Below are 17,862 nucleotides of genomic sequence, written 5' to 3' on the forward strand. Positions count from 1 at the left end.
CTCCAGGCGCAGGTCGGCGGGCACGTCGCGCAGCACCGGCGCCGGGCCGGCGTCCAGCGCCAGGCCCCACTTGTCCGGCAGCGCCGGCCAGTCGGCCAGTCGGCGCTCCAGCAGGCGCGCCGCCTCGTGCGTCGCGTCGCCCTCTCGCCAGTCCGGGGCCAACAGCAGCGCCGGGCGGCGCTCGCCCTCGGCGTCCGGGGCCGCCAGGCCGTGCTCGACCAGAAACGCCATCAGCTCGGGCCAGCCGGCCTCGGTCACGCCGCGCAGCTGCAGGTTGGCGCGACGGGTCAGTTCGATCAGGCCGCTGCCCCAGGTCTCGGCGGCCTCGCACAGCGACAGCATCCGGGCCCGGGTGAGCCGACCCAGCGGCGGGCGCACCCGCACCAGCAGGCCGTCGCCGGTGGCCATGGGCCGCCAGGCGCCGGGGCACCAGCCGTGAACCCGTGGCGAGGCGCTCAGACTCGTCTCCGTCACGCCCTGTTCTTTCAAGACATGCCCTCCCGTCGCTCGTCGAACTCGAGCAGCAGGTCCTGCAGGGCCTCGGCGCGCTCGCCGGGCTCTTCCCACAGGCCGCGCTGGACGGCCTCGAGCAGCCGCTCGGCCATCTCCTCGAGTGCGGCGGCGTTGTGCTCGCGCAGGAAGCGCTGGTTGGCGTCGTCGAACACCAGGGCATCGCTCACCTGGGCGTACTGGTGGTCGGGCACCAGGTCGGTGGTGGCGTCATAGGCGAACAGATAGTCCACGGTGGCGGCCATCTCGAAGGCGCCCTTGTAGCCGTGCTCGCGCATGGCCTCGATCCACTTGGGATTGAGCACCCGGGAGCGCACCACCCGGGTGATCTCCTCCTGCAGGGTACGGATGCGCGGCCGCGCTGGGTTGGCATGGTCGGCATGGTAGACGGCCGGCGCCTCGCCGCCGAGTGCCCGGCCGGCGTTGGCCATGCCGCCCTGGAAGGCGTAGTAGGTGCTGGAGTCGAGGATGTCGTGCTCGCGGTTGTCCTGATTGTGCAGCACCGCCTGCAGCCCCTCGAGCCGATGCGCGAAGGCGCGGCGCGCGGCGGCGCCGGACTCGGGGGACTGGCCGTAGGCGTAGGCGCCGGCCGCGACATAGGCCTCGGCCAGCTCGTCGGCATCGTCCCAGGCGCGCGTGTCGACCAGACGATCCAGGCCGGTGCCGTACTCGCCGGGCCTGCTGCCGAACACCCGGAAGCCCGCCTCCTGCTCGGCCGCCTCGGGCGAGAGCCCGGCGGCCTCCAGCTCGCCGCGGCGCGCCTCGACCGCGGCACGGATGGTGTTGCTAGTGCCCGGCTCGTGGTAGTCGGCCACCGCCCGCACCGCGGCGTCGAACAGCTTGATGACGTGGGGGAAGGCGTCGCGGAAGAAGCCGGACACCCGCAGGGTGACGTCCACCCGCGGCCGGCCCAGCAGCATGCTGGGAATGACCTCCACGTCGACCACCCGCTGCGAGCCCAGCGACCAGATCGGCCGCACGCCCATCAGCGCCAGGGCCTGGGCGATGTCGTCGCCGCCGGTGCGCATGGTGGCCGTGCCCCAGATCGACAGCCCCAGCCGACGCGGATAGTCGCCATGGTCCTGCAGGTAGCGCTCGACGAACGCCTGGGCCGAGGCCTCGCCCAGCGACCAGGCGGCGGGCGACGGCACGGCGCGATTGTCGACGCTGAAGAAGTTGCGTCCGGTGGGCAGCACGTCGAGCCGGCCGCGGCTGGGCGCCCCGCTCGGCCCCGGCGGCACGGCGAGGCCGTCGAGCCCGTCGATCAGCGCACCGATCTCGCGCTCGGCACCGTGGCGCATTGCGGCCCAGAGGCCGTCGCGGGCATGGCGACAGAGCGCCGCGGTGGCCGGCCAGTCGCGGGCCAGCGCCTCGAGGTCGCCGTCTTCCAGCACATGGCCTTCGACCAGCCGCTCGGCCAGCCGCTCGAGGCGTTCGCGGGTGTCGGCGGCGCTGCGCCAGGGGGCGTCGTCCGGCTCGCTCAAAGCCGTCGGCCGCGGCCCCCGCCAGGGTTCGGCGCCGGCGGCCAGCGGATCGAAGCGAGTGCCCGCTTCGCCCGTGGCACCCGGCTCGCGCAGCCCCAGATCGTCGGCCAGGGCGTGCAGCAGGCCCTGGCGTTCGGGGCCCTCGCCTCGCGGCAGCCGCAGGATGGCGACCAGGGTCGCGGCCCGCTTGTCCGCCGGCGGCAGGGTGCCGAGCACGTGCAGGCCGTGGCGGATCTGGGCTTCCTTGATGTCGCAGAGGAAGGTGTCGAGCTCGTTCAGCAGGCGCTCGTCGACGCCCTGACAGGCCTCATCCCCTTCGCTCGCCGACGGCTTCAGCTCGGCGTCGATGCCGGTGCGCTTCAGGTGCTCGAGGATGCGCTCGCGCAGCAGGGCCTCGCGGCGCGGGTCCATGCCCAGCGCCTGGTAGTACTCGTCGGTCAGCGACTCGAGCTCGGCCAGCTCGCCGTAGAGCTCGGCCCGGGCCAGCGGCGGCATCAGGTGGTCGATGATCACCGCCTGGCTGCGGCGCTTGGCCTGGGCGCCCTCGCCCGGGTCGTTGACGATGAAGGGATAGAAATGCGGCAGCGGCCCCAGCGCCACGTCCGGCCAGCACTCGGCCGAGAGCGCCGTGCTCTTGCCGGGCAGCCACTCCAGGTTGCCGTGCTTGCCGACGTGGATCACCGCGTCCACCCGGTAGTGCTCGCGCAGCCACAGGTAGAAGGCCAGGTAGCTGTGGGGCGGCACCAGCTCGGTGTCGTGGTAGCTCTTGATCGGGTCTGAGTCCGGACCGGCATCGATGTCGCGAGCCGGCTGGATGCCGACGAAGGTCTCGCCGAGGCGGATGCCGGCGATCAAGAGCCGACCCTGGCGGTGCTTGGGGTCGTCCTCGGGGGCGCCCCAGCGCCGCCAGACCGCCTCCTGCAGCGCCTCCGGCAGGGTGCGGAACCAGGCCAGGTAGTCGTCGACGCCGAGGCTCTGCCAGCTGCCGCGCCAGGCAAGCGACTGCGGATCGTTGGTCACGCTGCCCTGCAGCCGCCGGATCAGGTCATTGCCGTCCTCGGGCAGGTCCGCCAGCGGATAGCCGACCTCCTCCAGCGCGCGCAGCAGGTTGACGGCGGACGCCGGGGTGTCGAGGCCGACGCCGTTGCCGATGCGGCCGTCCCGGGTGGGATAGTTGGCCAGCACCAGCGCCAGGCGCTTGTCGGCGTTGTCGGTGTGGCGCAGCCGCGCGTAGCGCCGGGCCAATGCGGCGACGAAGGCGGCGCGCTCGGGATGCGGCGCATGGCGGGTCACCGACAGCTGGCAGCGCTCGCTGTAGTGGGCCTCGGCCTTGAAGCCCACCGCCCGGGTGATGACGCGCCCGTCCATCTCCGGCAGCACCACCTGCATGGCCACGTCGCGGCTGTGCAGGCCGGCGGCCTTGTCGCGCCAGTCATCCTCGGGGCTGCTGGCCAGTATCGCCTGCAGCACCACCGGGCGGCCGGCGAACAGGCCCGCCGCGTCATCCTCGTCTTCACCGAACGCGCCGGCGTCGATACCGCCCTGGTCGGGCTCGCGGTTGACCGAGAAGCCGGTGGTGTTGACCACCAGGCCGGCGCCGGTGCGCTCGATCAGGTGATCGACGAAGGCGACGCAGGCGTCTTCCTTCAGCGAGGCCACCGCCACCGCCAGCGGCGCCAGGCCCTCGGCCTCGAGCGCCGCGATCAGGCCGTCCAGCACCGCGGTGTTGGCCCCCTGCAGGTGGCTGCGGTAGAACAGCAGCAGGCAGACGGGGCGCGCGGGATCGCGCTGCGCCTCCCAGTCCGAAAGCGACACTTCCCGTCCGACCCTCGGCGCGGTATCGGGCGCCTGAGAGAGCGCGGATTCGGGCGCCTGAGAGAACGCGGATTCGGGCGCCTGAGAGAGATAGACTAAAGCTGGGGGAATCGCCCGCGGCTCACGCCAGTCGAGCGGCGCCGCCGCGCGCGGTTCCAGGTTCAGACATTCCGCGCCGACGAAGCGCAGCAGCTGCTCGGCGTTGTCGGCGCCGCCCTCGCGCAGGTAGCGCCACACTCTACGGGCCGATTCGATCGGCACGCTGGAGGCCTCCAGCAGGGCATCGTCGGGAGCGTCGCAGCCCGGCACCAGGATCAGCTGCCGCGTCGGGTCCGCCGCCGCCCAGGCCCGCAGGCGATCGAAGCCGTACTGCCAGTAGGCGCTGCCGCCGAGCAGCGAGACGATCACCAGCCGCGCGTGGTCCAGCACCCGATCCTCGTAGAGGTCATAGGCGGCGGGCTTGACCAGGTTCATCCAGTTGGCGAGGCGCACCGAGGGAAAGGCGTCGCCCAGCCGCTCGGCCGCCTGGGCCAGCGCCGACAGGCTGCTGTCGGCGGCCGACAGGATCACGACCTCGGCGGGCGTCTGCTGCAGGTCGACGATGCCCTCGTCGTCGACGAAGCCTCCGGGCTTGGCGGCGAACAGGTGCATCAGGCGGGCGTCGCGCTCTCGGCACCGGCCAGCGCCGCCTCCAGCACCTCGCGATCCAGGTGCCGGCCGATGATGACCAGCTCGGTGTGACGCGGCTCGTCCTGAGCCCACAGCCGGTCAAAGTAGCCGTCCAGCCGCTCGCCGACGGCCTGGATCACCCGGCGCATGGGCTTGCCGGGAATCGCCGCGAAGCCCTTGGCACGATAGATCTCGTGTTCTTTCAGCAGCAAGGCCAGGCGCGCCTCCAGCGCCTCGGCGTCGACCTCGCCCAGGCGGATCACCATGCCGTCGAAGTGGTCGTGGGCGTGATCGTGATGGGCGCCCTCGGCGTGGTGGCGGTCGTGGTGGTTGTCGATGCGGTCGATGCCCTCCTCGCTCGCCGCGCCGATGCCCATCAGCGCCTCCAGACGGGCCGGATCGTCGGCCAGGCTCGGATCGATAAAGAGCGTCTTCACGGACCCGGGGACCTTGTCGGCCACCAGCGCCTCGACCCGCGCCCGCTCGTCCTCGGCGAGCAGGTCGCTCTTGCTGACCAGCACCAGGTCGGCGGCGCTCAGCTGGTCGTCCAGCAGCTCACGCAGGCTGGGGTCGTGATCCAGGCTGTCGTCGGCGCGGCGCTGGGCCTCGACCCGCTCGACGTCACTGGCGTAGCGGCCGGCGGCCACCGCCGGGCCGTCGACCACGGTGATGATGGCGTCGACGGTGCAGTGCTGACGCACCTCCGGCCAGTTGAAGGCCTGCACCAGCGGCTTGGGCAGCGCCAGGCCGCTGGTCTCGATCAGAATGTGGTCGATGTCGTCGCGGCGGGCCACCAGCGTCTTCATCACCGGCAGGAACTCTTCCTCCACCGTGCAGCAGATGCAGCCGTTGGCCAGCTCGAAGATGCTGCCGTCCTCGTCGAGCGCCTGGGCGCCGTCCTCATCACAGCCGATGGCGCAGCCGCGCAGCAGGCTGGAGTCGATGTCCTGCTCGCCGAACTCGTTGACGATCACGGCGATGCGCTTGCCGGTGATGCGGCGCAGGATGCCGGCCAGCAGCGTGGTCTTGCCGCTGCCGAGGAAGCCGGTCACCACCGTGGCGGGAATCTTGTCGAGTTTCATGCGTGGCATTCCTTTGTCAGATCGCTCGGCGGAGCGTCGGAAGAAAATGACGAATCGTCAGCGACCGCGGCCGCGCCGAACAGGCGGGCCACGGCGGCGGGGTTGTCGGGGAAGAACAGGTGCAGGTAGGACGCGGTCAGGCCTCGTGCACGGTAGATCGCCTCGCCCGGCGCGGGATGGCGCTGGCGGCGACCGTGGGCGATGGGCTCGGGCGTGCCGCTGGCCTGGGAGCGATGATGGGCGTGGCCGCGCACCGGTCCTTCGGGCAGCTCGGCGGTCTGCATGCCCTGGCAGCCGCGACGCCCGCGCATGGCGCCGGCGCCGGGCAGCAGGCCCAGCATGGCGTGGGTCTCGCCGTCCTGATCGGTCAGGGTTTCCAGGCAGTAGAGCAGCCCGCCGCACTCGGCGAGGATCGGCAGATCGTCCTCGAAGGCCCGCCGGAGGTCGTCGCGCAGCGCGGCGTTGGCGGCCAGGCCTTCGGCGTGCAGCTCCGGGTAGCCGCCCGGCAGCCACAGGGCGTCGCAGGCCGGCAGGGTGGTATCGGCCAGCGGAGAGAAGAATCGCAGCGTCGCGCCCATGCGCTCGAGCAGGTCCAGGTTGGCCTGGTAGACGAAGCTGAAGGCGGCGTCGCGCGCCACGGCGATGGTGCGGCCGGCGAGCCAGGCCGGCGGCGCGGAGGCCTCGGTGGGCGCGGGAGTGAAGGCCACCGGCGGCAGCGCCAGCAGGGACTCGGCCAGGCCCTCGGCGGCGAGCGCCTCGGCGCCGGCGTCGAAGCGTGCCTCCAGGTCCTCGCGGATCTCCTCGGCCTGGACCAGCCCCAGGTGGCGCTCGGGCAGCGCCAGATCCGGGTCGCGGGGCACCGCTGCCAGCAGCGGCACGCTCGCCGGCAGCGCGCCCTCGATCAGCTCGCGATGGCGGGCCGAGCCGCAGGCGTTGGCGATCAGCCCGGCGATGCGCACGTCGTCGCGGAAGCCGGCCAGGCCGGCCACCAGCGCCGCCGCGGTCTGGGCCATGCCCTTGACGTCCATCACGATCACCATCGGCAGGCCGAACAGCGCGGCCAGATCGGCGCTGGAGGGCTCGCCGTCGAACAGGCCCATGGCGCCCTCGACCAGGATCAGGTCGGCCTCCCGGGCGGCCTCGAACAGCCGCTGGTGGCAGTAGGCCTCGCCGGCCATCCACAGGTCAAGCTGGTCCACCGGCTGGCCGGAGGCCTGGGCCAGCACCCGCGGGTCCAGGTAATCCGGGCCGGTCTTGAACACCCGCACCACCTTGCCCTGGCGGCGCAGCATCCGCGCCAGCGCCGCGGTCACGGTGGTCTTGCCCTGGCCCGAGGCCGGCGCGGCGACGAACACCGCCGGGCAGCTCACGGCGTCGTGCTCGTGCATCGCGTTCACTTCCTTGACGTTCATGTCGATGCCCCCGCCTCCAGGCCGGCCAGCGGCCGGTAATCGGCGCCCAGCGCCCGGGCGATGTCGCGGCCGCGGCCGCGCTTCACGGCGGCGGATTCGGTGTCGACGACCACGCAGTCGCCGAGCGGCGGCAGGCCGCTCAGCGGCTGGCGGGTGCGGCCGTCGGTGATCAGGTAGGTGCGCACCTGCAGGCTCGCGTCCTGGCGGCGCCAGCGGCGCACCAGCTGCGCGGCGTGGCCCACGGCCTCGCGCAGCGGCGTGCCGCCGCCGCCGGGCACGGCGTCGAGCCGTTCGAGCAGGTCCTTCGGCGCGCGGCGCTTGGGCTGGAGAGTCTCGATGCCGTCGTTGCCGAAGCCCAGCACCGCGATCTGCTCGCGGGCGGCGTAGGCCCGGCGCGCCAGGGCATCGACCGCGCCCTTGGCCCGGCCCAGCAGGCGCCGGCCGAGGGTCGAGGCGGAGGTGTCCAGCAGCACCAGGTGCAGCATCGGCTGGCCGGAGCGCGGGCGGCGATAGCACAGGCGGCGCCAGGGCCGACGGCCGCGATGCTCGACCAGGGTCGCGAACCAGTCCGGGCGTGGCGCGGGATCGCCAGGCTCGGCCTGGCGACGATCCCGGCGGCGGCCAAACTGGCGGCCGGGACGGCGGCTCGACGCGGCGAGCGACGACGGCGTCCCGCCGGCCTTGGGCGCGGGCGTCGACTCGGGCAGCGACGGCATCGGCGTGGTAACGCTCGACTGCGCCATCGGCGGCATGGCGCCCCACTGGCCCTGCGGCTGTGAATCGGCCCCGGGGGCCTGGGCGCCGTGGGAGGCCGACCAGCGCGAATCGTCGCCGCTCGCCCCGCCGCGGCCCGAGTCGCTCTCGCCAGGCCCGTTCCCGCCTGAACCTGAGCCTGAGCCTGAGCCTGAGCCGGAGCCGGAGCCGCTGCCGTTGTCGTTGTCGTTGTCGTCGGCGGCGACGGTGCGGCGATGGGCCAGCACCCAGGGCTCGACGACGTCCAGGTCCTCACGCTCGACGCGCGCCGCGCCGCGCCAGGCCGCACGGGCCCGGGCGGCGCGGTGCCAGGTGACGTCGGCGCGCATTCCCTCGACCCCGGCGGCCTGGCTGCGCTCGGCGATGCGTTCGTAGGCGTCATCGTCGGCGACGATGTCGGGAAGGCGCTCGCGGGCCTCGGCCAGGCGCCGGGTCAGCGCCGCCTGCTCGGCCTCGTGGGCGCCGACGAAGGCGCGCGGGTCGCGGTCGAAGGCCTCGCGCTGGCGCAGGATCGCCACGCGCTCGGCCACGCCGGGGCTCGCCGCCTGTTCGACGCACAGGCCGAAGCGGTCGAGCAGCTGCGGGCGCAGCTCGCCCTCGTCGGGGTTCATGGTACCGATCAGGCTGAAGCGCGCCGGGTGGGCATGGCTCAGGCCGTCACGCTCGACGCGGTTGACGCCGCTGGCGGCCACGTCGAGCAGCAGGTCGACCAGCGCATCCGGCAGCAGATTGACCTCGTCGACGTACAGCAGGCCACCGTGGGCGCGGGCCAGCAGGCCCTCCTGGAAGCGCGCCTCGCCGTCGGCGAGCACCCGCTGCAGGTCCAGGCTGCCGGTCAGGCGCTCCTCGCTGGCGCCCAGCGGCAGGGTCACCAGCGACGGCCGCCGGCCCTCGGCGTCGTGGGGCAGAATTTCCGCCAGCGCCCGGGCCAGGGTCGACTTGGCGCTGCCCTTGGGACCGCTGATCAACACGCCGCCGAGGCGCGGATCGACGACGCTGAGCAGCAGCGCGGTCTTGAGCGCCGGCTGGCCGACGACGGCGACGAAGGGAAATTCGGCAACGGCGGTCATGGCGTCACGGCCGGGATACGGCAGACGGACGCGGGACGCGCAACGCGGCGGAGGCTCCGCCGGGAGGGAGAATCGAAAAACACGGGCATGGTGATCCTCTCGGTGCCCACCGCACCGGCATGGAATGACTCGACGCGACAGGCCGGTCTCCGGGCTCAGAAGGGGCACTCGCCGGGGCATGGCCGTGGGCGTCGTGCCGTGATCCGCACCTTCCCGGCATGTCGCCAGTGGTCGTCGCGGATCGCGCTTCATTACCGTTGCGGGGGCAGCGCTGGGATCGGCCGTGGCCTCACCAGACTTCCCGATTATCCCCTGGACCTCAGGGGCACCTGTCTTCGAACAAGTATCCTAATGGACCGGACCTGTCCCGCGCAATCGACCACGCACTCGCCCCGCGGCGGCGATCAAAGCCCTTGCCGATCAATTTTGTTATGTTATAACATAACTTATTATTTTCGCGGAAAAGCCTCCCGCACGCATCGTCGACCTCTCGTTGTTGCGGGCATGGACACGGGCGTCGATAGGAGTGGAAAACGCCTCGAAAGTCGTGGCAATCTCCCGTCGCCGGCAGCCTCTTTCCCTCCCCCACCTGGACACCGACGCATGACTCTCGCTCGCAGACTACTCGCAGTGCTCTCGCTCATTCCGGCGTCATCCGCCATGGCGGAGGCGACGCCTTATCCGCTGACGATAATGAATTGCGGCCGAGAAATTCACGTCGATGAGGCGCCGGATCGTACCGTCAGCGTCGGTCAGTCGGCGACCGAAATCCTCTATGCGCTGGGGCTCGACGATCGCGTCGTCGGCACCTCGGTCTGGTTCACGCCGGTGCTGCCGGAATTCCGCGAAGCCAATGCCGATATCGAGCGCATCGCCGACAATGACCCGAGCTTCGAAGCGGTCGTGAACAAGCGGCCGGACCTTGTCGCGGCCCAGTTCGAATGGCACGTCGGTCCCACCGGTAGCGTGGCGACCCGCGATCAGTTCCAGGGTCTCGGCATCGACACCTACATCCTGCCCGCCGACTGCGATACCAAGAACAATGCCACCGGCGGCGACGGCACTCGTACCGCCGCCTTCACCACCGGTTCGGTCTACAAGGGCATCCGGGAACTGGCCACCATTTTCGACGTCGATGATGCCGGCGACGAGCTGATCGATGAGCTTAAAGAGCGCGAGGAAAAGGCCATCTCCCGTGCCGAATCGCTGTCGCTCCCCGACGATCTTTCGGCGGTCTTCTGGTTTTCCTCCCCCGACGGTTCATCGGATCCCTTTGTGGCCGGAAGGCTCGGTGCTCCCGGCTACATGATGGACAAGATCGGCATCAGAAATGTCATCCATTCCGACGAGGAATGGCCGACTGTGGGCTGGGAAACGATCGCCCGCGCCGACCCGGACCTCATCGTGATCGCGACCATGGATCGCCGCCGCTATGCGGCGGACAGCGTCGAGGCCAAGCGCGACTTCCTGCACCACGATCCCGTGGCGAGCCGGATGTCGGCGGTGAAAAACGGCCACATCATCGAGATGGATGCCCACGCCATGAGTGCGACGATGCGCACGATCCACGGCCTCGAGACGCTGGTGGATGCCCTGTCCGGGATGTCCTTCACGCGATGAGTGGCGCCGTTCGACTGTCGCGCCCCTCCATGGCCGGGGTGAGCGTCTCGCGCTCCGCCTGGCACTGGGGCTGGCTGGCACCGCTGCTGCTGTTCGCCGCGGTGATGGCGGGCACCGCCATCGGCGAAACCGCGATTCCGCTCGACACCATCCTCAGGGTGCTGGCCAACCATCTCGGTGGCGCGGCCTTCGCGGTGGATCGCATCGATGCGGGCATCGTCTGGGAATACCGCCTGAGCCGCGCGGTCCTCGCCGCCTGCTGCGGCGCCGGTTTGGCGCTCGCCGGCGTGGTGCTGCAGGCGCTGCTGCGCAACCCCCTGGCCGACCCCTTCCTGATGGGCATCTCCGCCGGCGCCTCCACCGGCGCGGTGTCGGTGGCCATCCTCGGCCTCGGCGCCGGCACCCTGACGCTGTCGCTGGGTGCCTTCGCCGGCGCCGGCCTGGCCTTCGGCCTGGTGGTGGTGCTGGCCCATGCCGCCAGCAGCGGCACCGGCGGCGGCCGCGCGACCCAGGCCGCCGGCGCGATCATCCTCGCCGGCATCGCCGGCTCGCAGCTGTTCAACGCCCTCACCGCGCTGATCATCGCCAAGTCGGCCAGCGCCGAGCAGGCCCGCGGCATCATGTTCTGGCTGATGGGCAACCTCTCCGGCGTGCGCTGGGGCGACGTCGCCCTGGGGCTGCCCGCCGCCCTGGCGGGCCTGGCGATCTGCCTGTGGTACCGGCGCGCCCTGGACGCCTTCACCTTCGGCGCCGACAGCGCCGCCTCGCTGGGCATCCCCGTACGCCGGGTGCGCGGGGTGCTGATCGCCGCCATGGCGCTGGTCACCGCCGCCATGGTGTCGATGGTCGGCGCCATCGGCTTCGTCGGGCTGGTGATTCCCCATGCCATGCGTTTCCTGGTCGGCAGCCGCCACACCCGGCTGGTGCCCGCCTCGGCGCTGGCCGGGGCGGTCTTCCTGATCGGCGCCGACGTGCTCTCGCGCACCCTGGTGGCCGGCCAGGTGCTGCCGATCGGCGTGGTCACGGCGCTGATCGGCGCCCCGGCCTTCGCCCTGATCCTGATCCGCGGGGCGAGGACGCGATGAGGCTCTGCGCCGAACGCGTCGACTGGCGGGTCCAAGGCCGCCGGCTGCTGGACGACGTCAGCCTGACGGTGGAACCGGGCGAGACCTTCGGCCTGGTCGGCCCGAACGGCTCGGGCAAGACCACCCTGCTGCGCGTGCTGGCCGGGCTGCGGCGGCCGAAGATCGGCCGCGCGCTGGCCGACGGCCGGCCGATGCATGCCATGAAACCCCACGAGATCGCCCGCGCCATCGCCTTCGTCGAGCAGCAGGCGGACACCCTCGACCGCCTCGGGGTGCGCGAGGCCGTGGCGCTGGGCCGCACGCCCTTCCTCTCGCCGCTGAGCCCCTGGACCGAGGAGGACGACGCCATCGTCGACCGGGCCCTGGCCGAGGTCGGCCTCGAGGCGATGGCCGAGCGCCTGTGGCACACCCTCTCCGGCGGCGAACGCCAGCGCGTGCACATCGCCCGCGCCCTGGCCCAGCGGCCTCGCGCCCTGCTGCTCGACGAGCCGACCAACCACCTGGACATCCGCCACCAGCTGTCGATCCTGCGCCTGGTGCGGCGGCTGCCGATCACCGTGGTGGTCGCCCTGCACGACCTCGACCAGGCCATGGACTGCGACCGCATCGGGGTGATGGACGGCGGCCGCCTCGTCGATATCGGCCCGCCCCGGGAGGTGCTGACCCTCGAGCGGCTCCGCCACACCTTCGGCGTGCACGCCGACTTCCTCGACGATCCCGAACAGGGTCGACCGGTGCTGCGCTTCCGCCGCGCCCTGTAGATCGCTACCCTGCCACCCTTCACGATGAGAGAGCCCGATATGCTCGACAAGAAAGCCAGCCGGCAGATGGAACGCCGCCTGACCCAGGCCCTGACCGACGCCTGCGAGACCGCCAAGCCGCTGCTGCCGGGCTTCGCCTGGCTGACCCATCTGGTGGACTACCGCCGCTTCCCCGACAGCCTGCGGGTGGTCTGGGTGTTCGAGACCCAGGACGACCTGGCCCGCGCGCTCAAGGGCGACGGCCGCCGCCGCATGCGCGAGCTCACCGAGGCCGCCCTGTTCGAGGCGGACGTGGAAATCCGCGACATCGACGCCCATCTGGACGCCGACAGCGAGGAGGAGTGCCGCCGCGTGCACGGCGGCGACTGGGAGCGGCGGCTGGCCGTGCTGGAGCGGCACTGATGGCCAAGCGCATCGAGAGCCCCTGCGTCTCGATCTGCCAGCTGAAGGGAGGGCTGTGCGTGGGCTGCGGCCGCACCACCGAGGAGATCACCCGCTGGCAGTCGATGAAGCGCCCGGAGCGCATGAAGACCAACCAGCTCGCGACGCAGCGGCTGAAGAAGCTGAACAAGGACTGAGTCAGCGGGTCGGCACGAAGACCGGCGCCCCGTCGACCTCGACACACAGCAGTTTCTGGCGATAGAGGCGTTCGAGCGCCTCGACCGTCAGCATGGCCTGCGCCTCCCCCCAGCAGGCCTCGCCGTCGGGATAGAGCAGCAGCAGATGGCTGCACCAGCGCGCCGCCAGGTTGAGGTCGTGCAGGCACATCATCACGCCGTGGCCGCGGTCGGCCTGCTCGGCGAGCAGCGCCATCGCCGCCACCTGGTGATGCAGGTCGAGGTGATTGGTGGGCTCGTCGGCGAGCCAGACGTCCGGCGCCTGGGTCAGCACCGTGGCCAGGCTGACCCGCTGACGCTCGCCGCCGGAGAGCGTCGAAAGCTCGCGCTCGGCCAGGTGCGAGAGCTCGAGGCGCTCCAGCGCCGCCGCCGCGCGGGCGTGATCCTCGGGGCCTTCCTGGCGCCAGGGCGAGAGGAACGGATGGCGGCCGATCAGGGCGGTCTCGCGCACCGTGGCCGGAAAGTCGTCGTGGCGTTCCTGGAACACCACGCCCAGCCGCCGCGCCAGCGCGCGGCGCCGCCAGTGCGCGAGCCCGCGCCCGTCGAGGCGCACCTGCCCCGCCCGCGGCGGCCGGAGCCCGGCCAGGGTATGCAGCAGCGTGGTCTTGCCGGCGCCGTTGGGGCCGAGTACGCCCCAGCGCTGGCCGGGCTCGATGGCGAGATCGAGCGCCCGACCGTCCGGCCGCCCCGGCACGTCGATCACCAGGCCCCTCGCTTCCAGTCCCAGCTCTTTCGGGCCCATTATCGCCGGCTCCGCTGCAGCAGGAAGAGGAAGGTCGGCACCCCGATCAGCGCGGTGATCACGCCCACCGGCAGCTGCTGCGGGGCGATCAGGGTGCGCGCCAGGGTATCGGCCAGGGTCAGCAGGGCGCCGCCGGCCAGGAGGCTCGCCGGCAGGATGCGCCGCTGGTCGTTGCCGAGCCGCAGGCGCAGCATGTGCGGCACCATCAGGCCGACGAAGCCGACGCTGCCGGCGGTGGTCACCGCCACCGCGGTGACCAGGCTCGCCAGCAGGTAGAGGGCCCACTCCAGCGGCCGCACCGCCACGCCCAGCGCGGCGGCCTGCAGCCCGCCCCGGGCCAGCACGTTGAGCGTGCGGCCCAGCGGCAGCACCACGGCCAGCGCGGCCGCGGCCATCACCAGCACCGGCCAGGGGCTGCCGGCGTAGGCCAGGTCGCCCATCAGCCAGTAGAGCATGCCGGGCAGGCGCTCCACCGGGCTGACCGCCAGCAGGAAGCTGATCAGCGCGCCCCAGCCCGAGGCCATCACCACCCCGGTGAGCAGCAGCCGGGTCGGCGTCCAGCTGCCGCCGCCGTGGGCCAGGCCGAACACGATCAGCGTCGAGGCCAGCGCCCCGGCGAAGGCCGCGCCGCCCACCAGGGCGGCGCCGAGCCCGGCCAGCATGGCGGCGAGCGCCGCCACCGAGGCCCCGCCGGAGAGCCCCAGCACGTAGGGGTCGGCCAGCGGGTTGCGCAGCAGGATCTGCATCAGTGCCCCGGCCATGGCCAGCAGCGCGCCGGTGCCGAAGGCCGCCAGCGCCCGGGGCAGGCGCAGCTCCAGCACCAGGGTGCGATGCAGCGCCTCGCCGCCGCCGGTCAGCACCCGGACGAGCTCGTCCGGGCCGATCGCCACGCTGCCGAGGGACAGCGCCAGGCCCTGCGACAGCAGCGCGGCCAACGCCAGCCACACCAGCGGGTGGCGCCACCGTGGCGACAGGCCGGGCGACAGACCGCGCGCCCTAGCGCCGCTCACGGGCGGCCTCCAGGTGGGCGCACAGCGCCCGGGTGCCCTCGACCAGCCGCGGCGTGGCGCGCTGAACCAGGTCGGGGTCGACGAAGAACAGGTTGTCGCGGCGCACCGCGGCAAGCTCGGGAAAGTCGCGCCAGGCCTCGAGCCAGGTGGAATCGGCCTTGCCCATGCCGCCGGTGATGATCGCCTCGGGATCGCGGGCCAGCACGGCTTCGCGGCCGATGCGCGGCACCAGCGGGCCCTCGTCGGCGAACAGCGTCTCGCCGCCGCACAGCGCCAGCGCCCGGCTGATCCAGTGCTCGCCGCTGACGGTCATCAGCGGCTCGTCCCAGACCTGGTAGAAGACCGACACGGGCGCGGCGTCGGCGTATCGGCTGCGCAGCTCGGCCACCTCGCCGCGCAGCCTGTCGGCCGCGGCCCGGCCTCGCGCCTCGCTGCCGGCCAGCGCGCCGAGGCGCGCAAGGCTCGTGGCGATGGCGCCGAAGTCGCCGGCGTCGGAGAAATACACCGGCAGGCCGAGGGCGGCCAGGCGCTCGACCTGCTCCCGGGGATTGCCGCCGGCCCAGGCCACGATCAGGTCGGGGTCGAGGGCCAGCAGCGCCTCGAGGTCGAGGCGGTCGTAGCTGCCGACCCGGGGCAGCGCCTCGGCCGCGGCGGGATAGTCGCTGAAGCTCACCACCCCCACCACCCGCTCGCCGGCGCCGGCGGCGAACAGGAGCTCGGTGACGCCGGGCGACAGCGCCACGATGCGGGTCGCCGACGCGTCCAGGCAGACCTCGCGCTCGGCGTCATCGGTGACGCAGATCGGCTCATCGGCCTGAGCCTGGGCGTGCAACGTCCCGGCCGTCAGCCACAGCACGGCCATGGCGGCCAGCCGCGCCGGGTGTCGCCAGATCGTCATCGGCCGCCGAAGCTCACGCTGACAAAGGCCGCGCGGCCCGGGCTGTTGTAGCCACGAACGGTCTGATACTGCTTGTCGAGCAGGTTCTCCAGCGTCAGGCGCGTCGACCAGCCCGGGGCGAAGCTCCAGCCGGCGCGCAGGTCGAGGGTGGCGAAGCCGCCCAGGCGCTCGGTGTTGTCCGCATCGGCGTAGCGCTCGCCCTGGGCGATCAGCGAGCCGCCCAGGCTCCAGTCGCCCAGCGCGCGGTCGGCGTCGAAGCGCAGGCTGCGCGAGGCGCGATTCGGTAGACGCTTGCCGGTCTCGCGGTTCTCGGGATCGGTGTAGGTCAGGGCCGCGCGCAGCGTCCAGTCGTTGACCTCGGCGCCGGTGGCGAGCTCGACGCCGCGAATCCGTGCCCGCTCGACGTTCTCGGGCGTGTCCACGAAGCCGTCGCCGTCGGTGTCGATATTGGTGATCAGGTCATCGACCTCACTGCGGTATACCGCGAGATCCCAGAAGCCGCGGCCGAGCTGTCCCCTCAGCCCCAGCTCAAAGGTCTCCGAGGTCTCCGGGTCCAGATCCGGATTGCCAACGAAATAGCCATCGTCCGGGTAGTAGAGGTCGTTGAAGGACGGCGCGCGGAAGGCGGTGCCGTAGCTGGCCCGTAGGGTATGAATCTCGTCCAGGGCGACCCCCAGCGCCAGGCTGCCGGTCGTCTCCTCCCCAAAGGCCTCGTTGTCGTCGTGGCGCAGCGAGGCCTGAACGCTCAGGGGCGAGAAGTCCAGCAGCGCCTGGGTGAAGACGGCGGTATTGTCGCGGCTGTCCTCGTCGAAGGCGGTGGTGGAGTCGACCTCGTCACGGGCATATTCGGTGCCGGCGACCAGCTCGTGGGGGCCGAGGGCCAGGGTGTTTTCCCAGCGCGCAGTGCGAGTCTGAGTATCGAAGACGCTGCCATACAACGGCGTTTCCTGCTCGTCACGGGCCTCGCTGAGCGTCAGGCGGCTGCGCCAGGCCTCGGTGATCGGCAGCTCGCCGTAGACGCCGGCCACCTGCTGGGCATAGTCGGTGTCGCCGGGCGTACCGTAGCCATCGAACTCGGTATTGCCGCGGGCCCGCAGCGCCAGCACGCCCAGCTCGGCGCCGCCGGCGAAGGTGTGCGAGAGGCGCATCAGGCCGGTGGTGTTGTCGTAGCCCTTGTCGCCCTCACCGTCGACGATCTCGTAGCCGTCGCTCTCCAGCCGGCTGGCGGCCACGTAGTAGCGGGTGCCGCCCTCGCTGCCGGACAGCGAGGCGCTGGCGCGGCGGGTATCGAAGCTGCCGCCGCCGAGCGTGATGCGCGGGGTCGGCTCGCCCTCGCCCTCGGGCGTGAACAGCTGGACCACGCCGCCCACGGCATCGGCGCCGTAGAGGCTGCCGCGGGGGCCACGCACGATCTCGATGCGCTCGAACAGGCGCGGCTCGAGGAACTGCCAGGCCGGGGCACCATCGGTGGCGGAGCGCAGCCGGATGCCGTCGATCAGCAGCGGCGTGGACTCCCTGCCGGTGCCGCGCAGATAGACGCCGGTATTCTTGCCGAAGCCGCCGTTGGAGGTCACGTCGACCCCGGGCTGGGCGCGCAGCGCATCGGTGATGTCGGTGGGGTCCTGACGGCGCAGCTGCGCCTCGTCGATCACGGTGACCGAGGCCAGGCTCTCGTCGGCGGTGCGCGGCGCCAGGGCGGCGGTCACCACCAGCGGATTGAGGGTCTCGGCGGCGGCGTCATCGGCGTCGGAAGCATGGCCCTGCGCCTGGACGGCCAGCGGCAGCGCGGCCAGGGCAAACGCCAGGCCGCGGGAGGGATGGGACTTGTTCATGGGAGTCCTTGCTCACCGTGCTCACCCGCACGGCGTCTCGGTTTTTTTATCGAGCCGCGAGACTGCTTTGCGCGTCGCGGCGTGGGCTCTCGGGCCGGTCTCCGGGCTGACGAGCGAGGCGCCTGTGCGCCTCCACACCGCCGCCTTCCCGTGCGTGGCACAGTGGCATATGGCGGTGCGTGACTCGATCACCGTTGCGGGGGCAGCGTCGGACTGGATCACCGACTTCCCGTTTACCCGGGCCTGTTTGGGCAGGCTTCCGGGTCACCTGAGAGTGCGGCGTAAGCTAGCAATCGCCTACCGGGGCGTCAACGCGGCATGGAGATGTTGGCACGAGGTGAGGGGCGCCGGGGACAGGTCGTAGAGGGGGTTTTTGCCATGGGTGCGGCGGATTCCGCCGAACGGGTTGGCCAGGATGGCCAACCCAGGCCCTGCAAGCGGTGCAGGATGCGAGAGCGCTGCAGGGCAAAAGTAGCGCCCAAGGATGGGTTCACAGCGCCCC

13 protein-coding genes, 1 pseudogene and 2 riboswitches are annotated in these 17,862 nt (G+C 72.0%); of the genes and pseudogenes, 5 read left to right on the top strand and 9 right to left on the bottom strand.

The annotated features are described in order from the left end of the window. The 5 genes and pseudogenes from UYS_RS0202040 to UYS_RS0202060 all read right to left on the bottom strand — a co-directional run. A pseudogene (locus tag UYS_RS0202040) lies at nucleotides 1–474 on the bottom strand (cobalamin biosynthesis protein CobG); the annotation flags it as partial. 11 nt (nucleotides 475–485) lie between these two features. Next, the gene (cobN, locus tag UYS_RS0202045; RefSeq protein ID WP_016853825.1) at nucleotides 486–4,460 is read right to left on the bottom strand and encodes a cobaltochelatase subunit CobN; all 3,975 of its coding nucleotides are present in this window, start codon (nucleotides 4,458–4,460) and stop codon (nucleotides 486–488) included. Next, complete coding sequence (gene cobW / locus UYS_RS0202050) at nucleotides 4,460–5,560, bottom strand: cobalamin biosynthesis protein CobW (RefSeq protein WP_016853826.1); 1,101 nt, start codon at nucleotides 5,558–5,560, stop codon at nucleotides 4,460–4,462. The genes cobN and cobW overlap by 1 nt, the downstream gene beginning before the upstream one ends. Next, a complete protein-coding gene (locus UYS_RS0202055) occupies nucleotides 5,557–6,972 on the bottom strand; it encodes a cobyrinic acid a,c-diamide synthase CobB (RefSeq protein WP_016853827.1) in 1,416 nt (471 codons plus the stop codon). The genes cobW and UYS_RS0202055 overlap by 4 nt, the downstream gene beginning before the upstream one ends. Next, nucleotides 6,969–8,795 carry an AAA family ATPase gene (locus UYS_RS0202060; protein WP_016853828.1) on the bottom strand — a complete coding sequence of 609 codons (1,827 nt, stop codon included), beginning with the start codon at nucleotides 8,793–8,795 and terminating at the stop codon, nucleotides 6,969–6,971. Before UYS_RS0202060 ends, UYS_RS0202055 begins: the two co-directional genes overlap by 4 nt. A gap of 123 nt (nucleotides 8,796–8,918) precedes the next feature. Beyond that, nucleotides 8,919–9,143, bottom strand: a riboswitch (cobalamin riboswitch). A 255-nt stretch (nucleotides 9,144–9,398) separates the two neighbouring features. Here UYS_RS0202060 and UYS_RS0202065 point away from each other — a divergent pair. From UYS_RS0202065 to UYS_RS17810, 5 genes are read left to right on the top strand one after another with little or no spacing between them, the layout of a single operon-like run. Next, entirely contained in the window at nucleotides 9,399–10,415 is a 1,017-nt protein-coding gene (locus tag UYS_RS0202065; RefSeq protein WP_026068282.1) for an ABC transporter substrate-binding protein, read from the top strand. Nucleotides 10,416–10,444: 29 nt separating this feature from the next. Then, the gene (locus UYS_RS0202070) at nucleotides 10,445–11,500 is read left to right on the top strand and encodes a FecCD family ABC transporter permease (protein ID WP_016853830.1); all 1,056 of its coding nucleotides are present in this window, start codon (nucleotides 10,445–10,447) and stop codon (nucleotides 11,498–11,500) included. Further along, the gene (locus UYS_RS0202075) at nucleotides 11,497–12,261 is read left to right on the top strand and encodes an ABC transporter ATP-binding protein (RefSeq protein ID WP_016853831.1); all 765 of its coding nucleotides are present in this window, start codon (nucleotides 11,497–11,499) and stop codon (nucleotides 12,259–12,261) included. Before UYS_RS0202070 ends, UYS_RS0202075 begins: the two co-directional genes overlap by 4 nt. Nucleotides 12,262–12,300: 39 nt before the next feature. After that, nucleotides 12,301–12,663, top strand: coding sequence for a hypothetical protein (locus UYS_RS0202080; protein ID WP_016853832.1), 363 nt, complete (start codon nucleotides 12,301–12,303; stop codon nucleotides 12,661–12,663). Further along, on the top strand, nucleotides 12,663–12,839 hold the full coding sequence (locus tag UYS_RS17810) for a DUF1289 domain-containing protein (RefSeq protein ID WP_016853833.1): 177 nt from the start codon (nucleotides 12,663–12,665) through the stop codon (nucleotides 12,837–12,839). Before UYS_RS0202080 ends, UYS_RS17810 begins: the two co-directional genes overlap by 1 nt. A gap of 1 nt (nucleotide 12,840) precedes the next feature. Here the strand turns inward: UYS_RS17810 and UYS_RS0202090 are convergent, their stop codons facing one another. The 4 genes from UYS_RS0202090 to UYS_RS0202105 are packed head-to-tail and all read right to left on the bottom strand — an operon-like array spanning nucleotide 12,841 to nucleotide 17,360. Continuing rightward, entirely contained in the window at nucleotides 12,841–13,620 is a 780-nt protein-coding gene (locus UYS_RS0202090; RefSeq protein WP_016853834.1) for an ABC transporter ATP-binding protein, read from the bottom strand. After that, nucleotides 13,620–14,630 carry a FecCD family ABC transporter permease gene (locus UYS_RS0202095; RefSeq protein WP_016853835.1) on the bottom strand — a complete coding sequence of 337 codons (1,011 nt, stop codon included), beginning with the start codon at nucleotides 14,628–14,630 and terminating at the stop codon, nucleotides 13,620–13,622. The genes UYS_RS0202090 and UYS_RS0202095 overlap by 1 nt, the downstream gene beginning before the upstream one ends. Then, a complete protein-coding gene (locus UYS_RS0202100) occupies nucleotides 14,617–15,528 on the bottom strand; it encodes a cobalamin-binding protein (protein WP_016853836.1) in 912 nt (303 codons plus the stop codon). The genes UYS_RS0202095 and UYS_RS0202100 overlap by 14 nt, the downstream gene beginning before the upstream one ends. Next, nucleotides 15,525–17,360 (bottom strand): TonB-dependent receptor domain-containing protein, encoded by a 1,836-nt coding sequence (locus UYS_RS0202105; RefSeq protein ID WP_016853837.1) that lies wholly within the window; start codon nucleotides 17,358–17,360, stop codon nucleotides 15,525–15,527. Before UYS_RS0202105 ends, UYS_RS0202100 begins: the two co-directional genes overlap by 4 nt. 75 nt (nucleotides 17,361–17,435) lie before the next feature. Further along, a riboswitch (cobalamin riboswitch) is annotated at nucleotides 17,436–17,647 on the bottom strand. Nucleotides 17,648–17,862 lie beyond the last annotated feature (215 nt).

This window comes from Halomonas smyrnensis AAD6 (assembly GCF_000265245.1).
GTDB lineage: Bacteria > Pseudomonadota > Gammaproteobacteria > Pseudomonadales > Halomonadaceae > Halomonas > Halomonas smyrnensis.

Excerpts from the sequence above, each read along its gene's own strand:
- cobW (WP_016853826.1), bottom strand. The coding sequence starts at position 5,560 with ATGAAACTCGACAAGATTCCCGCCACGGTGGTGACCGGCTTCCTCGGC.
- UYS_RS0202065 (WP_026068282.1), top strand. The coding sequence starts at position 9,399 with ATGACTCTCGCTCGCAGACTACTCGCAGTGCTCTCGCTCATTCCGGCG.
- UYS_RS0202105 (WP_016853837.1), bottom strand. The coding sequence starts at position 17,360 with ATGAACAAGTCCCATCCCTCCCGCGGCCTGGCGTTTGCCCTGGCCGCG.
- UYS_RS0202080 (WP_016853832.1), top strand. The coding sequence starts at position 12,301 with ATGCTCGACAAGAAAGCCAGCCGGCAGATGGAACGCCGCCTGACCCAG.
- UYS_RS0202075 (WP_016853831.1), top strand. The coding sequence starts at position 11,497 with ATGAGGCTCTGCGCCGAACGCGTCGACTGGCGGGTCCAAGGCCGCCGG.
- UYS_RS0202070 (WP_016853830.1), top strand. The coding sequence starts at position 10,445 with ATGGCCGGGGTGAGCGTCTCGCGCTCCGCCTGGCACTGGGGCTGGCTG.
- UYS_RS0202090 (WP_016853834.1), bottom strand. The coding sequence starts at position 13,620 with ATGGGCCCGAAAGAGCTGGGACTGGAAGCGAGGGGCCTGGTGATCGAC.
- cobN (WP_016853825.1), bottom strand. The coding sequence starts at position 4,460 with ATGCACCTGTTCGCCGCCAAGCCCGGAGGCTTCGTCGACGACGAGGGC.
- UYS_RS0202060 (WP_016853828.1), bottom strand. The coding sequence starts at position 8,795 with ATGACCGCCGTTGCCGAATTTCCCTTCGTCGCCGTCGTCGGCCAGCCG.
- UYS_RS0202055 (WP_016853827.1), bottom strand. The coding sequence starts at position 6,972 with ATGAACGTCAAGGAAGTGAACGCGATGCACGAGCACGACGCCGTGAGC.
- UYS_RS17810 (WP_016853833.1), top strand. The coding sequence starts at position 12,663 with ATGGCCAAGCGCATCGAGAGCCCCTGCGTCTCGATCTGCCAGCTGAAG.
- UYS_RS0202100 (WP_016853836.1), bottom strand. The coding sequence starts at position 15,528 with ATGACGATCTGGCGACACCCGGCGCGGCTGGCCGCCATGGCCGTGCTG.